This is a genomic window from Sphingomonas sp. DMC6 (assembly GCF_056314225.1).
Window position 1 is genome coordinate 47,322 of sequence record NZ_JBQUYT010000012.1, and the last position, 19,725, is coordinate 67,046.

The 19,725-nt window shown below is 66.0% G+C and carries 18 protein-coding genes; 6 read left to right on the forward strand and 12 right to left on the reverse strand.

The features are described from left to right. The 3 genes from ACT53M_RS18590 to ACT53M_RS18600 all read left to right on the forward strand — a co-directional run bounded on the left by ACT53M_RS18590 (position 1) and on the right by ACT53M_RS18600 (position 5,623). Positions 1–681, forward strand: coding sequence for an ABC transporter ATP-binding protein (locus ACT53M_RS18590; RefSeq protein WP_476235307.1), 681 nt, complete (start codon positions 1–3; stop codon positions 679–681). A 94-nt stretch (positions 682–775) separates the two neighbouring features. Then, positions 776–3,187 carry an FtsX-like permease family protein gene (locus tag ACT53M_RS18595; RefSeq protein WP_476235308.1) on the forward strand — a complete coding sequence of 804 codons (2,412 nt, stop codon included), beginning with the start codon at positions 776–778 and terminating at the stop codon, positions 3,185–3,187. A gap of 12 nt (positions 3,188–3,199) precedes the next feature. Then, complete coding sequence (locus tag ACT53M_RS18600) at positions 3,200–5,623, forward strand: FtsX-like permease family protein (protein ID WP_476235309.1); 2,424 nt, start codon at positions 3,200–3,202, stop codon at positions 5,621–5,623. A 246-nt stretch (positions 5,624–5,869) separates the two neighbouring features. Here ACT53M_RS18600 and ACT53M_RS18605 read toward each other — a convergent pair whose 3' ends face one another. Further along, positions 5,870–6,208 (reverse strand): hypothetical protein, encoded by a 339-nt coding sequence (locus tag ACT53M_RS18605; protein WP_198162130.1) that lies wholly within the window; start codon positions 6,206–6,208, stop codon positions 5,870–5,872. Positions 6,209–6,370: 162 nt separating this feature from the next. Between ACT53M_RS18605 and ACT53M_RS18610 the strand changes: the two genes are divergently transcribed. From ACT53M_RS18610 to ACT53M_RS18620, 3 genes are read left to right on the forward strand one after another with little or no spacing between them, the layout of a single operon-like run. Beyond that, a complete protein-coding gene (locus ACT53M_RS18610) occupies positions 6,371–7,888 on the forward strand; it encodes a recombinase family protein (RefSeq protein ID WP_476235312.1) in 1,518 nt (505 codons plus the stop codon). Next, the gene (locus ACT53M_RS18615) at positions 7,885–8,784 is read left to right on the forward strand and encodes a plasmid partitioning protein RepB C-terminal domain-containing protein (protein ID WP_476235314.1); all 900 of its coding nucleotides are present in this window, start codon (positions 7,885–7,887) and stop codon (positions 8,782–8,784) included. Before ACT53M_RS18610 ends, ACT53M_RS18615 begins: the two co-directional genes overlap by 4 nt. Next, positions 8,781–9,686, forward strand: coding sequence for a plasmid partitioning protein RepB C-terminal domain-containing protein (locus ACT53M_RS18620; protein WP_476235315.1), 906 nt, complete (start codon positions 8,781–8,783; stop codon positions 9,684–9,686). Before ACT53M_RS18615 ends, ACT53M_RS18620 begins: the two co-directional genes overlap by 4 nt. A 286-nt stretch (positions 9,687–9,972) precedes the next feature. Here ACT53M_RS18620 and ACT53M_RS18625 read toward each other — a convergent pair whose 3' ends face one another. From ACT53M_RS18625 to ACT53M_RS18675, 11 genes are all read right to left on the reverse strand, one after another. Continuing rightward, the gene (locus ACT53M_RS18625) at positions 9,973–10,191 is read right to left on the reverse strand and encodes a DUF2274 domain-containing protein (RefSeq protein WP_476235316.1); all 219 of its coding nucleotides are present in this window, start codon (positions 10,189–10,191) and stop codon (positions 9,973–9,975) included. A gap of 9 nt (positions 10,192–10,200) precedes the next feature. After that, the gene (locus ACT53M_RS18630) at positions 10,201–11,409 is read right to left on the reverse strand and encodes a TraB/TrbI/VirB10 family type IV secretion system protein (protein WP_476235318.1); all 1,209 of its coding nucleotides are present in this window, start codon (positions 11,407–11,409) and stop codon (positions 10,201–10,203) included. Beyond that, a complete protein-coding gene (gene trbG, locus ACT53M_RS18635; RefSeq protein ID WP_476235320.1) occupies positions 11,406–12,179 on the reverse strand; it encodes a P-type conjugative transfer protein TrbG in 774 nt (257 codons plus the stop codon). The genes ACT53M_RS18630 and trbG overlap by 4 nt, the downstream gene beginning before the upstream one ends. A gap of 158 nt (positions 12,180–12,337) precedes the next feature. Further along, on the reverse strand, positions 12,338–13,144 hold the full coding sequence (gene trbF, locus ACT53M_RS18640; protein WP_476235322.1) for a conjugal transfer protein TrbF: 807 nt from the start codon (positions 13,142–13,144) through the stop codon (positions 12,338–12,340). Between the two features lie 3 nt (positions 13,145–13,147). Continuing rightward, on the reverse strand, positions 13,148–14,446 hold the full coding sequence (gene trbL, locus ACT53M_RS18645) for a P-type conjugative transfer protein TrbL (protein WP_476235324.1): 1,299 nt from the start codon (positions 14,444–14,446) through the stop codon (positions 13,148–13,150). 113 nt (positions 14,447–14,559) lie between these two features. Beyond that, the gene (gene trbJ, locus ACT53M_RS18650) at positions 14,560–15,300 is read right to left on the reverse strand and encodes a P-type conjugative transfer protein TrbJ (protein ID WP_476235326.1); all 741 of its coding nucleotides are present in this window, start codon (positions 15,298–15,300) and stop codon (positions 14,560–14,562) included. Positions 15,301–15,304: 4 nt separating this feature from the next. Next, the gene (trbE, locus tag ACT53M_RS18655; protein ID WP_476235327.1) at positions 15,305–17,743 is read right to left on the reverse strand and encodes a conjugal transfer protein TrbE; all 2,439 of its coding nucleotides are present in this window, start codon (positions 17,741–17,743) and stop codon (positions 15,305–15,307) included. Further along, the gene (locus tag ACT53M_RS18660; RefSeq protein ID WP_476235329.1) at positions 17,737–18,009 is read right to left on the reverse strand and encodes a VirB3 family type IV secretion system protein; all 273 of its coding nucleotides are present in this window, start codon (positions 18,007–18,009) and stop codon (positions 17,737–17,739) included. Before ACT53M_RS18660 ends, trbE begins: the two co-directional genes overlap by 7 nt. Beyond that, positions 18,006–18,335: a TrbC/VirB2 family type IV secretion system protein gene (locus tag ACT53M_RS18665; protein WP_476235330.1), complete on the reverse strand. Its 330-nt coding sequence runs from the start codon at positions 18,333–18,335 to the stop codon at positions 18,006–18,008. Before ACT53M_RS18665 ends, ACT53M_RS18660 begins: the two co-directional genes overlap by 4 nt. A 2-nt stretch (positions 18,336–18,337) precedes the next feature. Then, a complete protein-coding gene (gene trbB, locus ACT53M_RS18670; RefSeq protein WP_476235331.1) occupies positions 18,338–19,327 on the reverse strand; it encodes a P-type conjugative transfer ATPase TrbB in 990 nt (329 codons plus the stop codon). Next, complete coding sequence (locus ACT53M_RS18675; protein ID WP_141986233.1) at positions 19,324–19,725, reverse strand: CopG family transcriptional regulator; 402 nt, start codon at positions 19,723–19,725, stop codon at positions 19,324–19,326. Before ACT53M_RS18675 ends, trbB begins: the two co-directional genes overlap by 4 nt.

Below are 19,725 nucleotides of genomic sequence, written 5' to 3' on the forward strand. Positions count from 1 at the left end.
ATGATCGAACTGAAGTCCATCCACCGCGCCTACCGCTCCGATGAGATCGAGACGACCGCGCTCGCCGAAATCGACCTGCACGTAGAGGCAGGTGAATTCCTGGCGATCATGGGTCCATCCGGCTGCGGCAAATCGACGCTGCTCAACATCCTCGGCACGATCGACCGGCCGACCAGCGGCGCCTATCTGTTCGAGGGCGAAGACATCGCCAAGGTGCCCGAGGCACAATTGGCGAAGCTGCGCCGCGACCGGCTGGGCTTCGTATTCCAGAGCTTCAACCTGATCGACGAGCTGACCATCGCCGAAAATGTCGCGCTGGCGCTTGCCTATCGGTCGATGCCTTCGCGGGAAAAGCGCGAGCGGGTCGATGCCGCGATGGACAGGGTCGGCATCGCCCATCGCCGCAACCATCATCCGCACCAGCTATCGGGCGGCCAGCAGCAGCGCGCCGCCATCGCCCGCGCGATCGTCAGCGAGCCGAAGCTGATCCTCGCGGACGAACCGACCGGCAATCTCGATACCGAAAACGGCGCGCAGGTGATGGACATTCTCACCCGCCTGAACGCCGAGGGCGCGACGATCGTGATGGTCACCCACTCGCCCGCCCATGCCGATATCGCCCGCCGGACCGTGCACATGCTCGACGGGCGGATTCTGTCTGCGGTGCGGCGCGCCGCATGAAGATCGACCGCGCCCTGACGGTGCTGGTGCTGCTGCTCCTTGCCGTCGCCCTGCTCCGCCATCTCTCTAACACCCGCGCCCCGGGAGTGACGCCATGACGTCTGCCCTCACCAGCTTCTATCGTTCGCTGACCCGCCACAAGCTGTTTGCCGCGCTGAATATCGGCGGACTGGCGCTGGGAATTGCAGTGTTTCTGGTCCTGTACCTGTTCGTGCGGTTCGAGACCGGCTTCGACCGGTGGATTCCGGGCGCGGACAAGCTCTACGTCATGCAGGAAACTTACCACATGCCCGGCTATCCGGAGAAGCCGAGCCCGTATACCATGGGGAACGAGCTGTTACATCTGCGCGCGGACTATCCGCAGTTGCAGGGTTTCCGGATCGCGCAGATGGACGCGACGGTACGACAAGGCACCTCGAACACCCGCGAGCCCATGGCGGCGGTCGATCCCAATTTCTTCACGCTGATGCGGCTCCCCGTCATTGCTGGAGACCCCACCCGCACGCTGGCCGATCCGGACGGGCTCGTCATCACTCAGCGCGCCGCGACCAGCTATTTCGGGCTGAAGTCGCCGATCGGCCGCACCCTGACGGTCGTCGCCAACGGCACGACCTACGCCTATCGCGTTGGCGCGGTGATCGCCGATATGCGTAAAGACCAGAGCTACACGGCCGAACTGTTCGTGCCGCTGGTCGCATCCCGATTCGCCAACGAATGGTTCGAGCATTGGGGCAGCACCTCGCTGGTTACGCTGCTAAGCTTTCCCGATCGCGCCGCTGCCAAGCGCTTCGAAGGCGAACTGGCCCGCTTTGCCGAGCGCCGGGTGTTTGGCGGGGACATCAAGAAGGGCGAGTGGGAACAGTCGCTGCGGCCGCTGGTCGACAATCACCTCTATGAGGCGTCCGATCGCGCCGTCGTCACCACGCTGGGCGCGGTGGGCGTGCTTACGCTACTGATCGCGATCGTGAACTATATCAACCTCGCCACGGCCCGTGCCGGGTTGCGGGCGCGGGAAGTCGCGGTGCGCAAGGTGCTGGGCGGCACCCGCCGCACGTTGATCCGGCAGTTTATGACCGAAGCGATGCTGACCGTCATCCTGTCGGCGCTGATCGGCCTCGCCCTAACCGAAATCGCGCTACCGCTGGTCAACGCCGCCGGCGGCACGTCGCTGCACCTCAGCTATGTCGGGGCCGAGAGCGTTTTGCTGCCGCTCGCACCTCTCGTGCTGGTGGTTGGTATGATCGCCGGACTCTACCCAGCGGCGGTGCTGGCAGGCTTCCGCCCCGCCGCGGTACTCGCCGCCGCCCGTGCGCCTGGCGGCGGGCGAGCCGGCGCGCGGGTTCGCGCGGCGCTGGTCGTCGTCCAGTTCGCCGTCGCCATCGCCTTCGCAATCGGCACCACCGTCATGCTCGCCCAGGCCAACCATGTCCGCAATGCCGATCTCGGCTTCCGGCGCGACGGCCTATATGTCGTGCGCTCGCTCAACAACGGCTCGATTTTGCCCGAGCAGAAGACCGCGCTGCTCCGCGCTTTCGCCGCGCTGCCGGGCGTCAGCCGCGTCACCATGGCGCAGAACGCGCCCGGCGATCAGAGCAACACCAACTTCATGTCGATGTATCAGCCGGGCATGCAGGGCATTCGCTCTCCTTCGCTAATGTGGCTGCGCGTGGGCGAGCATTATTTCGATACCTTCGGCGCACGTCTGATCGCCGGCCGCCTGTTCGATCCCGACCGCCCGGCCGATGATCGCGCACTTCGCGCCAAGGGCAGCACCACGCCCGTCAACGTCGTTCTCAATCGCATGGCGGTAGGCTTGCTCGGCTTCGCCAGTCCGCAGGCGGCGATCGGCAAATCGATCGAAGGTGACGGGACGATGATCATCATCGGCGTGGTTGACGATCTCCGCTTCCGGGGCCCGCGGGAGGCGATCGCCGGGACCTTGTATCTCTATGACTCCAAGCCGCTGAATGACGCATTCATAACGCTGCGGTACAAAGGCGATCCGCAGAAGATGGCCGACGCGGTGGAGGCCAGCTGGAAGCACATCGTGCCGACCGAGCCGTTCGAAGGCCGCACCGTCGAAGAGAATCTCTACAAGACCTATTATGAGCAGGACACCCAGCGCACGCGCATCTTCACCATGGGTGCGGTGCTGGCGATCCTGATCGGCTGTATCGGGCTCTATGGCCTCGCCGCCTTCGACACGACACGGCGGATCAAGGAAATCGGCATCCGCAAGGCGCTGGGCGCTTCTACCAGCGATGTGCTCAAGCTGCTGGTCGGCAAGTTCCTGCGCCCCGTGCTGCTCGCCAACCTGATCGCCTGGCCGCTCGCCTGGGTGGCGATGCAGCGCTGGCTGTCGACCTTCGACGACCGGATCGCGCTGTCGCCGGGCTATTTCCTGCTGGCCTCCGCCGTCGCCGTGCTGATCGCCGTGCTGACCGTCATAGGCCAGTCCTGGCGCACCGCCCGCGCCGAACCCGCCCGTGCGCTGCGCTACGAATAGGATCGGACCTCCATGCATCGCCTCGCCTGGCTCGCTTTGTATCGCTCGTTCTCGCGCCACAAGCTGTTCACGCTCGTCAATATCGGCGGGCTGGCGCTGGGCATCGCGGTATTCCTGATCCTCTATCTGTTCGTCCGCTACGAAACGACCTTCGACCATGCGTTGCCGGGCTGGGACAAGACTTGGATCGTCCAGCGGAGCATGCAGTTTTCCGGTGCGCCGGAGGTCAACATCCCCAACCGGCGCGAAATGCTGGCGATGCTCCAGACCGACAATCCGGGGCTGAAGGGCACCCGGCTGCTTCAGGGCGAGGCCGCCGTCCGGCTGGGCAATGGCAGCATCGCCGAGCCGATCGGCCATGTCGACGCCAACTACTTCACCTTCTTCCCGTTGCCGGTCGTCGCGGGGGATCCCGCGCCGGCGCTGCGCACGCCCGACGGCGCGGTCATTACCGAGCGCATCGCGCGCACCTATCTGCCGGGCGGTCCGGCGATTGGACGCACGTTGACCCTGACGACGGACGGCAAGACAAGCGTGGTCCGCGTCGGCGCGGTAATCCGCGACCTGCCGGCCAGCCTCAGCTATCGCAGCGAAATTTATCGCGGCCTGATGCCGGACACGCCGCTGTTCGGCCGCAAGACGAAGGGGCTCGTCACCTTTTTGCATCTGGCCGACAAGACAGCCGCAGAGCGCTTCCGTCCGCAGATCACGGACTTCAACAACCGCCATCCCGACCCGGAGTTCACCGGCCCGCCCGATCTGTTGCGCTTGCGGCAAAAACTGCTGCCGCTGGACTCGTTGCACCTCCGCGAAGGCCGCGACCGGGCGGTCGTAACCGCGCTGGGTCTGGTGGGGCTGCTCGCGCTGCTGATCGCGATCGGCAATTATGTGAACCTTGCCACGGCGCGCGCCGGGCTGCGCGCACGCGAAGTGGCAGTCCGCAAGGTATTGGGCGCCAGCCGCTCCGCGCTGATCGGGCAGTTTCTTGCCGAAGCCACCGCAACTGCTGCACTCGCCACGCTGATCGGGCTGGCGTTGGCGGAAATCACGCTGCCGCTGGTCAACAGCATCGGCGGTACCAATCTGCACATCGCCTATTGGGGCAGTGACTCGATCGTCCCGCCCGCGCTGGCGCTGATTGGCGTGGTTGGTCTGTTTGCCGGCCTCTATCCCGCCTTTGTACTGTCGCGCTTCCAACCCGCCGCCGTGCTGGCCGCAGCCGGAACCACGGGCGGCGGGCGCGCGGGCCGAAATCTGCGCACCACGCTGGTCGTGCTGCAATTCTCCATCGCGATCGCGCTGATGATCGGTACGGCAGTGCTGTTCGCCCAGGCTCGGCACCTACAACAGGCCGATCTCGGCTTTCGGCGCGACGGGCTGGTGATGGTGCCTTCGTTCGGGGACGAAGCCCTGGATGCAGCGCAGCGCCATGACCTGGCAGCCGCGCTCGCCCGTGTGCCGGGCGTTACCGCCATCACCCAGTCGTCGATAGCAGCAGGAGGCAACGGAACCTTCGGCATCGCGACGATGCACCGCCAAGGCGCTGTCGGCCACGACCCGATTGCAATGCAGGATGAAATCGGCCCCGGGTTCTTTCAGGTCTATGGCGCCAGGCTACTGGCGGGGCGCTGGCCCGACATGAAACGCTTTGCCGCTGACGATGCCAGCGTCGGGCCCGGGTTGCCCGAAGGCGCCCTAAAGGCAGCGTATAATGTCCTGCTGAACCGCACCGCCGTCGCGCGGCTTGGCTTTGCCAGTCCAGCTGCGGCCGTGGGCAGCACCCTGCGCGACGGCGACGCGAGTGTTACGGTGATTGGCGTGGTCGACGACCTGCGCTTCACGAGCCCGCGCGATCCGATCGAGCCGCAGGTCTATACTTCCCGTTCCAGTCACCTCGCCAACCCCGTTCTTGCCGCACGTTATACCGGCGATGGGCAGGCCGTGCTTGACCGGCTGGAAGCGATCTGGCGCCGCATCGCCCCAAACGCGCCCTATCAGGCAGTGACGGTAGACCAGCAACTATACGAGCAATATCAGCGCGCCGATGTGCAGCGGACCCGATTGTTCACCATGGGCGCGGGGCTGGCGATCCTGATCGGCTGTATCGGCCTGTACGGCCTGGCCGCCTTCGACACGACACGGCGGATCAAGGAAATTGGCATCCGAAAGGCGCTGGGCGCTTCCACGGACGATGTTCTCAAGCTGTTGGTGGGCAAGTTCCTGCGCCCGGTGCTGCTCGCCAACCTGATCGCCTGGCCGCTGGCATGGCTGGCGATGCAGCGCTGGCTGTCGACCTTCGACGACCGCATTGCGCTGAGCCCCGCCTATTTCCTCCTCGCCTCCGCCCTCGCCGTGCTGATCGCCGTGCTGACCGTCATCGGCCAGTCCTGGCGCACCGCCCGCGCCGAACCCGCCCGCGCGCTGCGCTACGAATAGCGGACCGACGCCAGGCTGGCCGCAAACGCAAGATGGTGCCCTGGCCGGACTCACATCTACCTCCAGAAACCCCAGAAAACCGCCACTTTTCAAATCCCCAAAATGCCGTGGCCCACTCGTGGCCCACCAAAAATTTCGGTCCGAAACCCGGACACGAACCCTCGCCCCACGAACCATTTTGGTACTTCCTGAAGCATGATTCGCGGTCGATTCTCGATTTTCTGATCGAAAGGGGCCCCTCTGTCTTCAAGCGCGTTCAAGCAATGCGGCAAGTTCCAGAAGCTTGACCCGCACCAAGTTCAACTCCAGCGAAATCCGCAAATCTCCTCGACCCGCCGCCACAAGAATTGCGCCGAGAACCTGATCGGAGTGCCGGACGAGTGACACAAGGTGGTTCCCCTGGGGCACGTGGGTAGCCGCCAGCCAGTGTTTGACCGTCCGCTCGCTTGCACCTGTCCACCCCATCGCCGTTTTCGTTGCCCGGTGGCTTGCACCCAGTTCTGCCAATAGCGCCCGCGAAATCAGTAGCGCCAGATCGGCCTCGTCGCTGCCGGAATGTAAATTGCTGCCCGTTTTCGGAAACACCTTTCCATTCCTTTCCCGCTATGTCGTCACACGTGCGGGATCAGTCCTGCGTCCAACCAACCCGGGAATCGTCAGGCACCGCGCCGCACGATGAACAGTGAGGTCCAGTGCGTGGAGAGTTGGCTAGTCCCGCAGACCCAGCATTCAGACGAACCGACCCGTATGCGGGCTGCCGAGTATGTCCGTATGTCGACGGACCATCAGCGCTACTCCACCGAAAACCAAGCGGAGGCCATCCGTCACTACGCCGCCGCGCGAGGCTTCTCGATCGTTCGAACCTACGCAGATGAAGGCAAGAGCGGTCTCCGCATCGATGGTCGCGATGCACTCAAACGCCTCATCGATGACGTCAGCGCCGGTATCGCAGACTACCAAGCAATACTCGTCTACGACGTCAGCCGGTGGGGTCGTTTTCAGGATGCCGACGAGAGCGCCTATTACGAGTATATTTGCCGCCGCGCTGGGATCGCCGTTCACTATTGCGCCGAACAGTTCGAGAATGATGGAAGTCCAATCTCGACGATCGTCAAAGGCGTTAAGCGGGCCATGGCGGGGGAATACAGCCGGGAACTGTCTACCAAGGTTTTCGCCGGCCAATGCAGATTGATCGAACTCGGTTTTCGGCAAGGGGGCCCAGCGGGCTTCGGGCTGCGCCGGGTGCTCGTCGACCAATCGGGCGCTATCAAGGGTGAACTCGAGCGTGGCGAGCAGAAAAGCATCCATACGGACCGCGTGGTGCTGGCCCCCGGTCCGGACAAAGAATCCGCGATCGTCCGCGAAATCTACCGAGCATTCGTGCATGATCGGCTGAGCGAACGCGATATCGCCGCGGCTCTGAACGAGCGGGGCTTGGTCACGGATCTCGGCCGCCCCTGGACCCGCGGCGCCGTCCACCAGATACTCATCAATGAAAAGTACATCGGCAACAATGTCTGGAACCGCGTTTCCTTCAAGCTGAAGAAGAAGCGGGTCCGCAACGATCCAGCCATGTGGATCCGCGCCGAAGATGCGTTCCCTGCCTTGATCGACAGGGATCTGTTCGAAGCGGCGCAGGCGATCATCAGGGCACGTGCGTTCCGGCTGAGCGACGAAGAGATGCTGGAGGGCCTTCGAAGCCTGTTCCAAGCCGAGAACCTGCTGTCCGGGATGATCATCGACGAGGCTGACGGTTTGCCGTCCAGCAGCAGCTATCGTTCGCGGTTCGGAAGCCTGCTGAGAGCATACAGCCTGGTCGGATATCGGCCGCGACGCGACTATCGTTACATCGCCATCAACCAGGCCCTCAGGCGAATGCACCCGCAGGTCATCGACGAAGTCGTCGATGGATTCGCAGCGGTCGGAGCACCAGTGTCCCGCGTTTCAGCCGACGGGCTCCTTACGGTGCACAACGAGATGTCCGTCTCGATCCTCATCGCGCGCTGCAGGCGAACCCAGGCGGGGTCGCTGCGGTGGAATATCCGCTTCGACACGAGCGTTGCACCCGACATCACCGTTGCGATCCGGATGGACGCCCGCAACGAAGGCCCCCTCGATTTTTATCTTTTCCCCCGCATCGACAGGGCCAGTGCAGACGTGCGCCTTGCTGAGGAAAATGGGCTGTCGCTCGACGCCTATCGCTTTGAGACCCTCGACCCCCTTTACGAACTCGCCAGGCGCATCCGCCTTCCGGTGGCGGCATGACCGTTCCCAGACATGCTCAGCGCATCGCATCGATACCGATCGATCGGATCAACGTGCTCAACCCAAGGGCCCGCAACCGGCGGCAGCATCGCGAGATCGTCGACAATATCGACGCGATCGGCCTTAAACGCCCCGTAACGGTCCGGCGCAATCCGACCGGTAACGGCGACACGTTCGATCTGATCTGCGGGGAAGGCCGACTGGAAGCACTGCGGATGCTCGGCGCGTCGGAAATTCCGGCGGTCGTCATCGACGCCGAAGAAGACGAATGCCTGGTCATGAGCCTGGTCGAAAACATTGCGCGCCGGCAGCATCGACCGATCGACATCATGCACGAGATCGGGTCCTTGCGTCGACGCGGGTACAACGATGTGCAGATTGCGGAGAAGATCGGTTGCACGCCGAGCTGGGCGAACATGATAGGCCAGCTTCTGGAACGGGGGGAGGAGCGGCTGTTGGCAGCCGTGGAGACCGGTTTAATCCCGGTGAGCCTGGCCATCGACATTGCCCGGGCCCAATCTGAAGATGCGCAGGGGTTGCTTCTCGAAGCTTATGAAGGCGGCAAGCTGAAAGGCAAGAAGTTGAGCGCCGTTCGCCGAATGCTCGACCAGCGAATGCGACAGCGCCGGGGCGTTCCCGACAGCGGCTTGGGAAGGCGCACCGCACGGCGGCGCATCACCGCGACGGAGATGGTGCGCCTCTATCAACAGGAGGCGGAGAAGCAGCGCGTCCTGGTCAAGAAGTCGGATTTTACCCAGGCACGCCTGCTGTTCGTCATCGAAGCACTGAAGGATCTCGTCAGCGAGGAAAGCTTCGGGACGCTACTGAGGGCTGAAGGATTGGACACGATGCCCAGGGCCTTGGCGGCACGTGTATATGGGAAGAGCCTCTCATGACCTCGCGCCACCCGATCAAGCTTTCCTTCCAGGACGAAACCAAGCGGATCCTGTTGTCAGACCTGATCCCGCTCAAAGCGCTCCGCCCAGGCGTGAAGGAAAGCAAGAAGTACGCACAGATTATGAGCTCGGTCCGCGCGATCGGGCTTGTCGAGGCGCCGGTGGTTGCTCCCAACCCTACCCAGAGCGGCCAGTTCTTGCTACTCGACGGTCATCTACGTATCGAAGCACTGCGGGATCTTGGAGTGCTCGAGGTGGATTGCATCATCTCGACGGATGATGAGAGCTACACCTACAACAAGCGAATAAATCGTCTGGCGGCAATCCAGGAACATCGCATGGTCCGACGCGCGATCGAGCGCGGCGTACCGGAAGCGAAGATCGCGGAAGCGCTTGGACTCGAGGTTGCATCGATCCATCGGCGCTCGCGGATGCTCAATGGGATCTGCACCGAGGTCATTGACATCCTGAAAGACGCGCCCTGTCCGATAGCCGTCTTCGACGTCCTGCGGCGCATGTCCCCGATACGGCAGATCGAGGCCGCGGAGCTCATGACGGGACAACAGAACTTCACGGTCGTGTTCGCCAAGGCAATGCTCGCGGCCACACCGGAAGATCAGTTGGTGCACGTTCCCGCAAAGCGGCCCGCGTCGGTTTCCAGCGAACAGATGGCCCGAATGGAGCGAGAGCTTGTCGGCCTCCAGATGCAGGTCAAGTCTGTCGAAGATCGATACGGCGTCGACACGCTGCATCTTACAGTGGCGCGTGCCTATGTCCGCACGCTGCTCGGGAACGACCGCATCGTGCGGTGGATCGCCCAGCACCGGCCCGAATACTTGAAGGAACTCCAAACGATCGGGGAAATCGAGACGATCGCGCCCGTAGCTGAGGCGGCGGAGTAGCGGGATGATGGGGACCCGGACCCGATAAGCGCGGGGACCGCCGGAGACGCCGCACGGTGGGGCGGATCGAGGGCGGTGGCGGGGATGACGGCGAACCCGTACGGAGCCCGCCAGGCTGGCAGTCATAGGCCGGCCGACGCGGAGGGGCGCGCCCATACGCGCCCCTCCGCGCCTTTCGACGAACATTCTTATGGGATCGGACGCTCTCGCGAGATCGGCTCCGCTTCCGGCAGCGCCGAAAATCGCAAGGTGCCAGCAGCGAGCCGTCCACCGGCTGGACCGGATGTCACCGGCTGGCTCCCCGCCCCCGCACGAACCCCCGATCGCTCTCGAGGAAGGATGTCAGCATCGCCGGGATCAGATCGGTCACCGACTCTTTCTGTCCATAGGTTTCGGCATATAACGCAACATAGTCCTGCAGCCGCTGGTGTAGGTTGGGCATGATCAGGATCGCGAGCTTGACGGGCTTTCGATCCGGTAGCTTTGCCAGTTTCAAATCAGGCATGTCGGCCTCCTATCCGCGCCAAGGCGCGAGGATCAGGTCCTTGTGGACCACGAGCAGCACGTTGGTGCCGGGACGAATTGTGAGCGTCGGCTGGATGTTCAGATTACGCGAGGTGACCTGGTCGCCTACACGCGCGACATTCTGCTGCGTCGACTGCCGGATCGCGCGAACCAGATCGCTGTCACCGGAGACCGTCAGTTCCGATCCCACGCCGAGCAGGGTGGACAGCGCAACGCCCTTGAGCAGCGTCCAGGTGTGGAAGTCCACCTTGTCCTGCAGGCCGGCATAGCCCGACGCATCGGTCGCCGGCACGTTGTCGATCCGGAGCGAGCTGCCGTCCGGCAGCAGGATGCGCTGCCAAATGACCAGCGCACGCTTTTGCCCGAACGCGACCACGGAGTCGTAGCTCCCGACGAGCCGCGCACCTTGTGGGATGAGCAGGATGCGCCCGGTGGGACTGTCGAACACGTTGGCCGTTACCTGTGCCGTCACCAGGCCGGGCAGATCGGATCGCAGACCGGACATCAGGCTCGCCGGGATCACACTGCCGGCCGACAGGAGATAGGGGGACGGCGCGGCTTCCAGCCTGTGCGGATTGGTGTCAGCCAATGTGTCGCGCGTGGCGATGAACTGGACCTTGCGGCTCTGCGCATTGGGATCGCGCTCCGGGTCGATTGCCAGCTTTCGTGCTTCCGTAGTCACGGGTGTCGGCGGAGCAGCGATCTCCGCTGACACCAGCGCCGATGGCCTGCTCTGGTTCTGCACCAGGAGTCCCGACGCGCGTGCTGCCTTCAGCTCCGAAAGCTGCCGATCGCGCTCCTGCGCAGCGGCCTGCGCCTCCGCCCGCCCCGCCATGTCTACGTCATTTGCTCCCACCTCAACTGCCATGCGGCGCTGGCGCTCGAGGATGGGGCGCCCCAGGTCACCCGGTAGCGGCGGCCCGAGCTTTGGAACATCGCCGTAGCTTGCCGGCAGGCGGTTCAGGGTGTCGGGCGGCGGCTGTTTGCTCGGTTCCGACAGCTCCTTCCGCTCGGCTGCCGCCAGCCGCAGGCGCGATCCCAAGGCACTCCATGCCAGGGCGACGAGGGCGACCGAACCCAGTGCCGCGATAGCGATGATCACGCCGCGCCGGAACCGGATGGCGCGCGGAGGCTTGACCCGGATCGCCAGCGATTCGGGGTCGAGCTTTGGGGTTGGCCGGACAGCATCATCGCTCATGAGCGCTTGCCTTTCGGCGCCGCGACCTCGCCGACCCGGTCGATGCGGACGACCTGCTGCTTGCCGGTGCCGAGCCGCAGTTCGGCGCGCTCGAAGATCCGGTCGACGACATAGAAGCGTCCGCGCATCCGGTAGTTGACCAGTTCGGCCTCGCCCGCCGCGCCGATCACGAACAGCGGCGGCGCCTCGCCGACCGCGATGCTCGCCGGGAACTCAACGAAGGTCTGTCGCCCGTCGTCGAACGCGCGCAGCGGTCGCCAGGCCGGGCTGTCACCGCTCACCACGTAGTTGAAGTGCAGGCTGTCGACCGACAGGCCCGCAGCGATCGGGGCTGCCGCCGCAACCTGGGCTTCCTTCTGCCGGAGCGCGATCAGCTGGTCTCCAGGATAGGTCCAGGACAGGGCAGCCATGGCGGTCCGCGAGGTGGCCGTAAGCTGGAGGTGATAGCTGCGGCGATCGGTGGTGATGACGAGGTTGGTAGCAAGGCCGCTTGCAAAGGGCTTCACGAGGACATGCGTGCGCTTGTCGGTTCCGCTCCCGCTGATGGTGTCGCCGATCACCCAGCGTACCGTATCGCCTGCCGCGACAGCGACGAGGTTCTCGCCCGGCTGCAAGGCAAGGTCGGTCACGGCACCTGGCGCCGTATAGACCTGATAAATCATCCCCTCGCTGAAGGGATAGACCTGCACCGCGTTGACGAAGCCCTGGGCCTGCGGCTGCTGGGTAGCTGCGCGATTGGCAGCAGCGACGCGCGCGGCGCCGGGGCTCATGGACTTCCGAGCGTGCTTGCGGACCGGCGGCTTGGCAGGTGTGGACGCAGTGGCAGTGGCGGTCGGCGCCGGGAGCGGTCTGGCCGGAAGCGGCGGTGCATGTTGGGCCAATGCAGATACCATGGCGAGGGACGACGCCGTTAGGGCGAGCAAAAGCTTCATGACTGGACCTCCGTGCTGGGCTGCGCCGGGGCAGCGGGATCGACTGGGGAACTGGTCGGCGCCGAGACGGGAGCGGACGGCGGGAGCATCGGCGCGGCAGCCGGCTTTGGCGCCGCCGGGGCGTCCAGTTCCCGGCTCCAGTCGATCGCATCGACATAGACACCGAGCGGATTGCGGCGGAGCGTTTCCGCGTTCTTCGGCGGGGTGATCGCGACGGTCAGGATGGCGGTCCAGCGTGACGTGCCGGCTTCGGCGCCGCGGTCATACGCGGTTTCGGTCCATTTGACCTGGAACGAGCGATCGGATGCCCGCACCACGCTGGTGACCTGCACCGTCACCGTCTTCTCGCCGATGGCGCCGAAGGGATCGGCCGCGCGGGCATAGTCGCCGAGGAACTGCGCGCCGCGCTTGGTGGCGAAGTCATAGGCGTCGAGCCAGTTTCTGCGCACCAGCACCGGATCGAGCGAGCGGCCGCGGACATTGGCGATAAAGCGCGACAGGTGCCAGGCGATCTGCGGATCGGTCGGGTGGTAGCCGGCCTCAGCCTCGGTGACGGCACGCGCCTCTCCCAGCCGATCGACTTCGACGACATAGGGCGTCACCCGGCTCTGCGTCGACTGCCAGGCGAGCGCACCCGAAAGACCGGTGGCGAGCGCAAGGCACCCGAACGCCATCAGCCGCCAGTTCCGCGCCTGCACGCGAGCCGAGCCGATCCGCTCGTCCCAGAGCTGCCCGGCCCGCTGGTACGGCGTCTCCGGTTCGGGGGTTCGTCCATAGCGCTGGACGGCGCGTCTGAAGACCATCGGCTAGTCCCTTTCCTTGATGTCTGGGGTTGCGGAAGCGCCGCCGCGATCGCCCTGCTGCAGGGCATGCAAGGCGACCTGGCGGTGATGACGGGTGGTCTGCTGGCGCTGCATGGCGCGCGCCCATGCGGGAACGGCTTCTTCGGCAGTAGACTGCGACGCGGTATCGCCGCTCGTGCGATTCAGCGCGTTCCACGCCGCCTCGCGGCCGCGCGAGGCCGCCTCGCCCAGGCCAAGCGCGCTGGAGGCCCGTCCGCGTGCGGCATTGCCGGCGGCACGGGCCACACCGCCCAGCCCCGCCGACATGGTCGGCGCTGCGGCCGTCTCCTTGCCGAGCGTATAGGCCGTGGAAGCAGCCGATCCCATCGCGGTACCTGCGCGGACGGCCCCCAGCGCGGCCCCGCCCAGCATGCGGGCGCCGCCGACGGCAGCACCCCCGGCGAGCATTGCCATGCCGGCCGCGCCGACTGTGGTGCCCAGCGCGGCGCCAGCACCAAGCTGGGGTGCACCGGACACGAGCCCCGAAGCGATCCCTGGTCCGAAGATGCCGAGCCCGAAGAGCGTCAGGCTGGCGAGCATCAGGCTCATCGCCTGGCCGATATCGGGCTCCTGCCCCTGCAGCGCGCTGGTGAACTCGCTGAAGAAATTGGCGCCGATGCCGACGATGACGGCGAGCACCATCACCTTGATGCCCGACGAGACGACATTGCCGAGCACCCGCTCGGCGAGGAAGCTGGTGCGGTTCCAAAGCGCGAAGGGCACGAGGATAAAGCCGGCGAGCGAGGTCAGCTTGAACTCGACGATCGTGACGAACATCTGCACCGCGAGCAGGAAGAAGGTCAGGATCACCACCGCCCAGGCGAACAGCAGCACCGCGATCGTCAGGAAGTTGTCGAAGAAGGTCGTGAAGCCCATCAGCTGGGACACCTGGTCGAGCAGCGGCCATGCGGCGGCGAAGCCTGTGCCGGCGAGACGACCGGGCTTGAGCAGATCCTCGGCCGACAGCGTGCCCCCGCCGGCGGTCAGCCCGGCCTGCGCGAACGAGCGGAAGATGATGTTGGCGAGCGTCGAGAAGCTGTTCAGGATGAACGCGAAGGCGCCGATGTAGAGGATCTTGCGCAGGAAGCGGCCGATGACATTGTCCTCGCCGCCCATCGCCCAGAACAGCCCGGCGAGCGTGATGTCGATGCCGATCAGGGTCGCCGTGAGGAAGCGGACATCCCCGCCCAGCAGCCCGAACCCGCTGTCGATGTAGCGGGTGAACGCGGCCAGGAAGCGATCGATGACATTGAGGTCGTTCACGGTGGCGATGTCCTGCGCTGGAGAGGTGCCGCGAGGCGGGACCGGGGGTGAGAGCCCCGCCCCGCGGCGGACGACGGCGGGAGGCAGAACCGCCGCCGCCCTGGCCGGCGGCGCTACCTGGGGGTGTAGGCCGAGCCGGAGCCGAGGAACCTGCGGGTTGCCGCGCGCGCGTCGATTTCGGCCTGGGCGCGGCGCGCTTGCTCGATCGCCTCGGCGCGGTACTGCGCGGCCATCATGTTCTGGATCTGGAACTGCTGCTTGGCGGCGAGCGCGAGCAGCTGGTTGGTCGCCTGCTGCGCCTGGAGCGCACCCTCCGCGCCCTGGCTCTTGGCAACGATCCCGCTGAGCGCCTGGGCATCGGCCGTGACATTCTCGGTCACCTGCGCCTGGACGGTCATCGTCTGCTGATAGGCCGACATGGCGGTATCGAGCCGGGCCCGCGCGGCGACGACCTGCTCGTTGGTCCGGAGCGCCGCCGAGAAGCTCTGCGGGAAAAGTTGGCGGAACTGCTGGTCGAGTCCGGACACGCGGAACTGGATCCCCTGCGCCTGCCCCATCAGCCGGTCGACCTGCTGCAGCGTCTGGGTGAGCGCCTGAAGCTCGGGAAAGTCGATCCGGGTCAGGTTCTTCGCCTGGTTGATCAGCATCGTCGCTTCGTTCTGGAGCGACTGGATCTGGTTGTTGATCTGCTGGAGGGTGCGCGCGGCGGTCAGCAGGTTCTGGCTGTAGTTGCTGGGATCGAACACGGTGAACTGCGCGCGGGCCGGCGTGCAGGTCAGCGCCATGGCAAGCGATCCGGCCGTGCCGAGGCCCAGGGCGCTCGCGACCAGATATTTGCGGGTGCGGATACGCATCAGATCACTCCTTTTCTTGGGGGTCGGGGAAGGTGGCGAGCAGCTCGGCGGCCCAGTCGAGGCCGCGATCGGCAAGGAAACGCGCGGCGAAGTCGGCGTGCCCGCGCTCGGCAAGCATCGCGTCGATGCGGGCCTGAGTCGCGGGATCGGAGGCGCCGCACAGGGCGAGTGCGATCGGGCCAAGGCCCAGCTCGAACAGGCGATTGCCGCGCGCGGACTGCAGGTAATAGTGGCGCTTCGGCGTGGCGCGGCTGACCAGCTCGATCTGCCGCTCGTTGAGCCCGAACCGTAGGTAAGCCTCGCGGCTCTGCGGCTCGATCGCCCGGTCGTTTGGCAGCAGGATGCGCTGCGGGCAGCTTTCGAGGATAGCGGGCGCGATGCTGCTCGATGCAATGTCGGCAAGGCTCTGGGTCGCGAACAACACCGCAACGTTCTTCTTGCGCAGCACCTTCAGCCATTCGCGGATGCGCGCGGCGAACAGGGGATGGTCGAGGAAGATCCAGGCCTCGTCGAGGATCAGGAGCGTCGGCCGCCCGTCGAAGCGCTCCTCCAGGCGGTGGAAGAGGTAGGTTAGCACCGGCGCGACCACGGCGGCCTGGCCCATCAGCGCCTCGGTCTCGAAGCACTGGACATCGGCAAAGGCGAACTGCTGTTCGGCCGCGTCGAGCAGCCGGCCATAGGGACCGTCGAGCGTATAGGCGCCGAGCGCGGTGCGCAGCGCGTTCGACTGGAGCAGCAGCACCAGCCCGGTCAGGGTGCGTTCCTCTACCGGCGCCGACGCCAAGCTGCTCAGCGCCGACCAGACCGCATCCTTGACCTCGGGCGTGACCAGCACCTTTTCGTGCGCGAGCAGCGCCGCGATCCATTCCGCCGCCCAGCTCCGCTCGGCGGCATCGTCGATCCGGCGCAGCGGCTGGAAAGCCGGCGTATCGCCGGCATCGGCGCCCATCCCCAGCGCATGGTGCGCGCCGCCCATCGCCAGCACCGCGGCACGGGCCGAGAAGCCCTTGTCGAAGATATAAACCTGCGCGTCGGCGTAGCGGCGGAACTGCAGGGCGATCAGCGCCAGCAGCACCGACTTGCCGGCGCCGGTCGGCCCCACCACCAGCATGTGCCCGACATCGCCGACATGGGTCGACAGCCGGAACGGCGTCGATCCGGCGGTGCTGGCGTGGAGCAACGGCGGACCATCCAGATGCGCATTGCGGCTGGGTCCCGCCCAGACCGACGACAGCGGCATGAGGTGGGCAAGGTTCAGGGTATGGACGAGCGGCTGGCGGACATTGGCATAGACCTGCCCCGGCAGCGACGAGAGCCAGGCCTCGACCGCGTTGACACCCTCGCGGATACAGGTGAAGCCGAGCCCGCCCACGATCCGCTCGACCTGCCGGACCTTGTCCTCGACCCGCGCGCGGTCGGTGTCCATCACGGTGATGGTGGTGGTCAGGTAGCCGAAGGCGATATGGTCGCCGCCCAGCACCTGGAGCGCTAGGTCGGCATCCACCACCTTGTTGTCGGCATCGCTGTCGAGTAGCTGCGATGGCTGGTTGTACATCACCTCCCGCAGAAGCGCGGTGATCGACTTGCGCTTGTTGAACCACTGGCGACGGATTTTAGTCAGCGCCTTGGTGGCATCGCCCTTGTCCAAGGCGACGAAGCGCGTGACCCAACGAAAGGCGAAATCCTGGTGGTTGAGGGCGTCGAGAATGCCCGGGCGGCTCATGCTCGGGAAACCGAGGATGGTCAGGGTGCGGACATGGCTGTCCCCCAGTCGAGGCTCCAGGCCACCGGTGAGCGGCGTGTCGGCGAGCAGCGCGTCCAGGTAGATCGGCGTCTCCGGCACCGCGACATCCTGCAGCCGCGTCGAGATCGTGCCGTGCAGGAAGGTCAGTGTCTCGCTGTCGTCCAGCGGGTGGACCTCGGGCATGAAGCTCGCGAACAAATCGAGCGCGCGGTCGGTCTCGGCGATGAAGTGCGCCAGCGCCGCGCGCCAGTCCCGCCCCGTCCCGGCGTCGGGCCGCTCGACCAGCGACCGTCCGGCGGCCTCGGCGCTGTCCGGCGCCGGCAGCCAGACCAGGGTCAGGTGGTAGCGGCTTTCGAAATGGGCGCCCTCGCCGAGGAAGGCCGCCCGGCGCTCCTGGTCGACCAGCCACGCTGCGGCGTCGGGGAAATCGCTCTCGGGATAGGCGGCCGCATCGCGCCGCTCGGCATCGAAGAACAGGGCCCAGCCGCTGCCGAACCGCTTGAGCACGTTGTTGGCCCGCGCGCAGGCCGAGATCAGCTCGGCCTCGGTGGCTGATTCGAGATCGGGTCCGCGAAAGCGGAAACTGCGCTGGAAGCTTCCATCCTTGTTGAGGACGACACCGGGCGCGACCAGCGCCGCCCAGGGAAGATGATCGGCCAGCCGATCCGTGCGGCGACGATATTCGGCGAGGTTCAGCACATGAAATATCCCTTTTGCCGGAGGTGGCGAAGCAGGACGGGCGCGAAGTCCGGGTCCCGCCGCGCCGCGAACACGGCGATGCTGTGCCCCACGGCCCAGAGCACCAGCCCGGCCAGCCATTGCTGCAGCCCAAGGCCGACCGCCGCGGCGATGGTCCCGTTGACGATCGCGATCCCCCGGGGCGCACCGCCGAGCAGGATCGGCGATCCCAGGCTCGCATGGATCGGCGCCTCGAAGCCTGGCAGGTGCTGGCCGGTGTCGCTCATGCGACGAGCGCTCCCCCGCCGAAGCTGAAGAAGCTGAGGAAGAAGCTGGAGGCGGCAAACGCGATCGACAGCCCGAACACGATCTGGATCAGCCGCCGGAAGCCGCCGCTGCTCTCGCCGAACGCCAGCGACAGGCCGGTCGTGATGATGACGATGACGGCAACGATCTTGGCGACCGGCCCCTGGACCGACTCGAGCACCTGCTGGAGCGGTTCCTCCCACGGCATCCCCGAACCCGCCGCATGGGCCGAGGTGGCAAATGCGATGCCGATAACGGCAAGTTCGACGAGGCGCGCGCGGCGTGCAGGGATCCTGGCGAATTGCATGATCAATCTCCTTCGGGGCTGGGGGGCAAGAGAAGGTCGGCGAGCGCGTAGCTGCCGGTGTCCGGGTCGAGCCCGGCGACGCGGGCGACCTGCGAGACACGCCGGTCGAGACCGCGGCCGGAGACGAACACGATGACGTCGATCGCCTCGGCGATGAGCTGGCGCGGCACGGTGACCACCGCCTCCTGCACCAGGCCTTCGATCCGGGTGAGCGCGGACAGCGCGCTGTTGGCGTGGACCGTGGCGATGCCGCCGGGGTGGCCGGTGTTCCACGCCTTGAGCATGTCGAGTGCCTCGGGCCCGCGGACCTCACCGACGATGATGCGGTCGGGGCGCAGCCGGAGAGTCGAGCGGACCAGATCCGCCATGGTCACGACCCCGGGCCGGGTGCGGAGCGCGACCGTGTCGGCGGCAGGGCTCTGCAGCTCGCGCGTGTCTTCGATCAGGAGGATACGCTCGTCGAGACTCGCCATTTCGGCGAGCAGCGCATTGGCGAGCGTGGTCTTGCCCGAGCTGGTCCCGCCCGCGATCAGAATGTTGTGGCGCAGTAGGACGCAGGCTTTCAGCCGGTCGGCGGCCAGCCGGGTCATGACGCCATCGGCCACATAGTCGTGAAGCCGGTAAAGTCGCTCGGCCGGCTTGCGGATCGAGAAGCACGGCGCGGTCGACACCGGCGGCAGCACACCCTCGAACCGCTCCCCTGCCCGCCCTTCCTCGTGGGGTGGGAGTTCGGCCGACACGATCGGCGCGTCACCATGCACCTCGGCGCGTGCATGCGCGGCAACGAGCCGGATGATCCGCTCGACCTGCGCGGCCTCCATGCGAACGCCCGTCTCGGAGCGCCCCTCCCCCAACCGGTCCAGCCGGAGCGCGCCGTCGGGGTTGACCATGATCTCGGTGACGCGTGGATCGGCGAGCGCTGCGGCGATCGACGGGCCCATGGCCGTCCGCAGCATCGCGCGCCGTCGATCGCCGGATATGCCGGCGGTCACTGGCCGGTCTCCGTGGAGCCGATCGTCCTGCGGCCAGCGGCGACCTGCCGGCCAACCTGCGTGACGAATGCCTCGAAGCGCTTGGCGCCCATGGCGCGCCCCGCCTGGTCGCTCTCGGCAAGCGGCGCGTGGATCGCAAGTTCGTAGCGGACGAACAGTGCGAGGGTCTCGAGCAGGACGTGCTCGTTCCGTTCGATCCTGCCGATCGCCGTCGTCATGCGGTCCAGCCGCAGGCCGAAACGCTCCTCCAGCTCGGACACGCCGCGCCGGTTTAGCCAGGCAGTGACGGCATCCGCCAGGATCGCCGACTTCGACGCACCCGGCTTTGCGGCGAGCGCCTCCAGCCGATCGCTGAGCGGCTTTGGCAGGAAGAGCTGATGGCGGACCTTCTCGACCAT

Bases quoted from the DNA above. Each gene is read 5' to 3' on its own strand.
- ACT53M_RS18590 (WP_476235307.1), top strand. From the start codon at position 1: ATGATCGAACTGAAGTCCATCCACCGCGCCTACCGCTCCGATGAGATC.
- ACT53M_RS18595 (WP_476235308.1), top strand. From the start codon at position 776: ATGACGTCTGCCCTCACCAGCTTCTATCGTTCGCTGACCCGCCACAAG.
- ACT53M_RS18600 (WP_476235309.1), top strand. From the start codon at position 3,200: ATGCATCGCCTCGCCTGGCTCGCTTTGTATCGCTCGTTCTCGCGCCAC.
- ACT53M_RS18610 (WP_476235312.1), top strand. From the start codon at position 6,371: ATGCGGGCTGCCGAGTATGTCCGTATGTCGACGGACCATCAGCGCTAC.
- ACT53M_RS18615 (WP_476235314.1), top strand. From the start codon at position 7,885: ATGACCGTTCCCAGACATGCTCAGCGCATCGCATCGATACCGATCGAT.
- ACT53M_RS18620 (WP_476235315.1), top strand. From the start codon at position 8,781: ATGACCTCGCGCCACCCGATCAAGCTTTCCTTCCAGGACGAAACCAAG.
- ACT53M_RS18625 (WP_476235316.1), bottom strand. From the start codon at position 10,191: ATGCCTGATTTGAAACTGGCAAAGCTACCGGATCGAAAGCCCGTCAAG.
- ACT53M_RS18630 (WP_476235318.1), bottom strand. From the start codon at position 11,409: ATGAGCGATGATGCTGTCCGGCCAACCCCAAAGCTCGACCCCGAATCG.
- trbG (WP_476235320.1), bottom strand. From the start codon at position 12,179: ATGAGCCCCGGCGCCGCGCGCGTCGCTGCTGCCAATCGCGCAGCTACC.
- trbF (WP_476235322.1), bottom strand. From the start codon at position 13,144: ATGGTCTTCAGACGCGCCGTCCAGCGCTATGGACGAACCCCCGAACCG.
- trbJ (WP_476235326.1), bottom strand. From the start codon at position 15,300: ATGCGTATCCGCACCCGCAAATATCTGGTCGCGAGCGCCCTGGGCCTC.
- ACT53M_RS18660 (WP_476235329.1), bottom strand. From the start codon at position 18,009: ATGAGCGACACCGGCCAGCACCTGCCAGGCTTCGAGGCGCCGATCCAT.
- ACT53M_RS18665 (WP_476235330.1), bottom strand. From the start codon at position 18,335: ATGCAATTCGCCAGGATCCCTGCACGCCGCGCGCGCCTCGTCGAACTT.
- ACT53M_RS18675 (WP_141986233.1), bottom strand. From the start codon at position 19,725: ATGGTCGAGAAGGTCCGCCATCAGCTCTTCCTGCCAAAGCCGCTCAGC.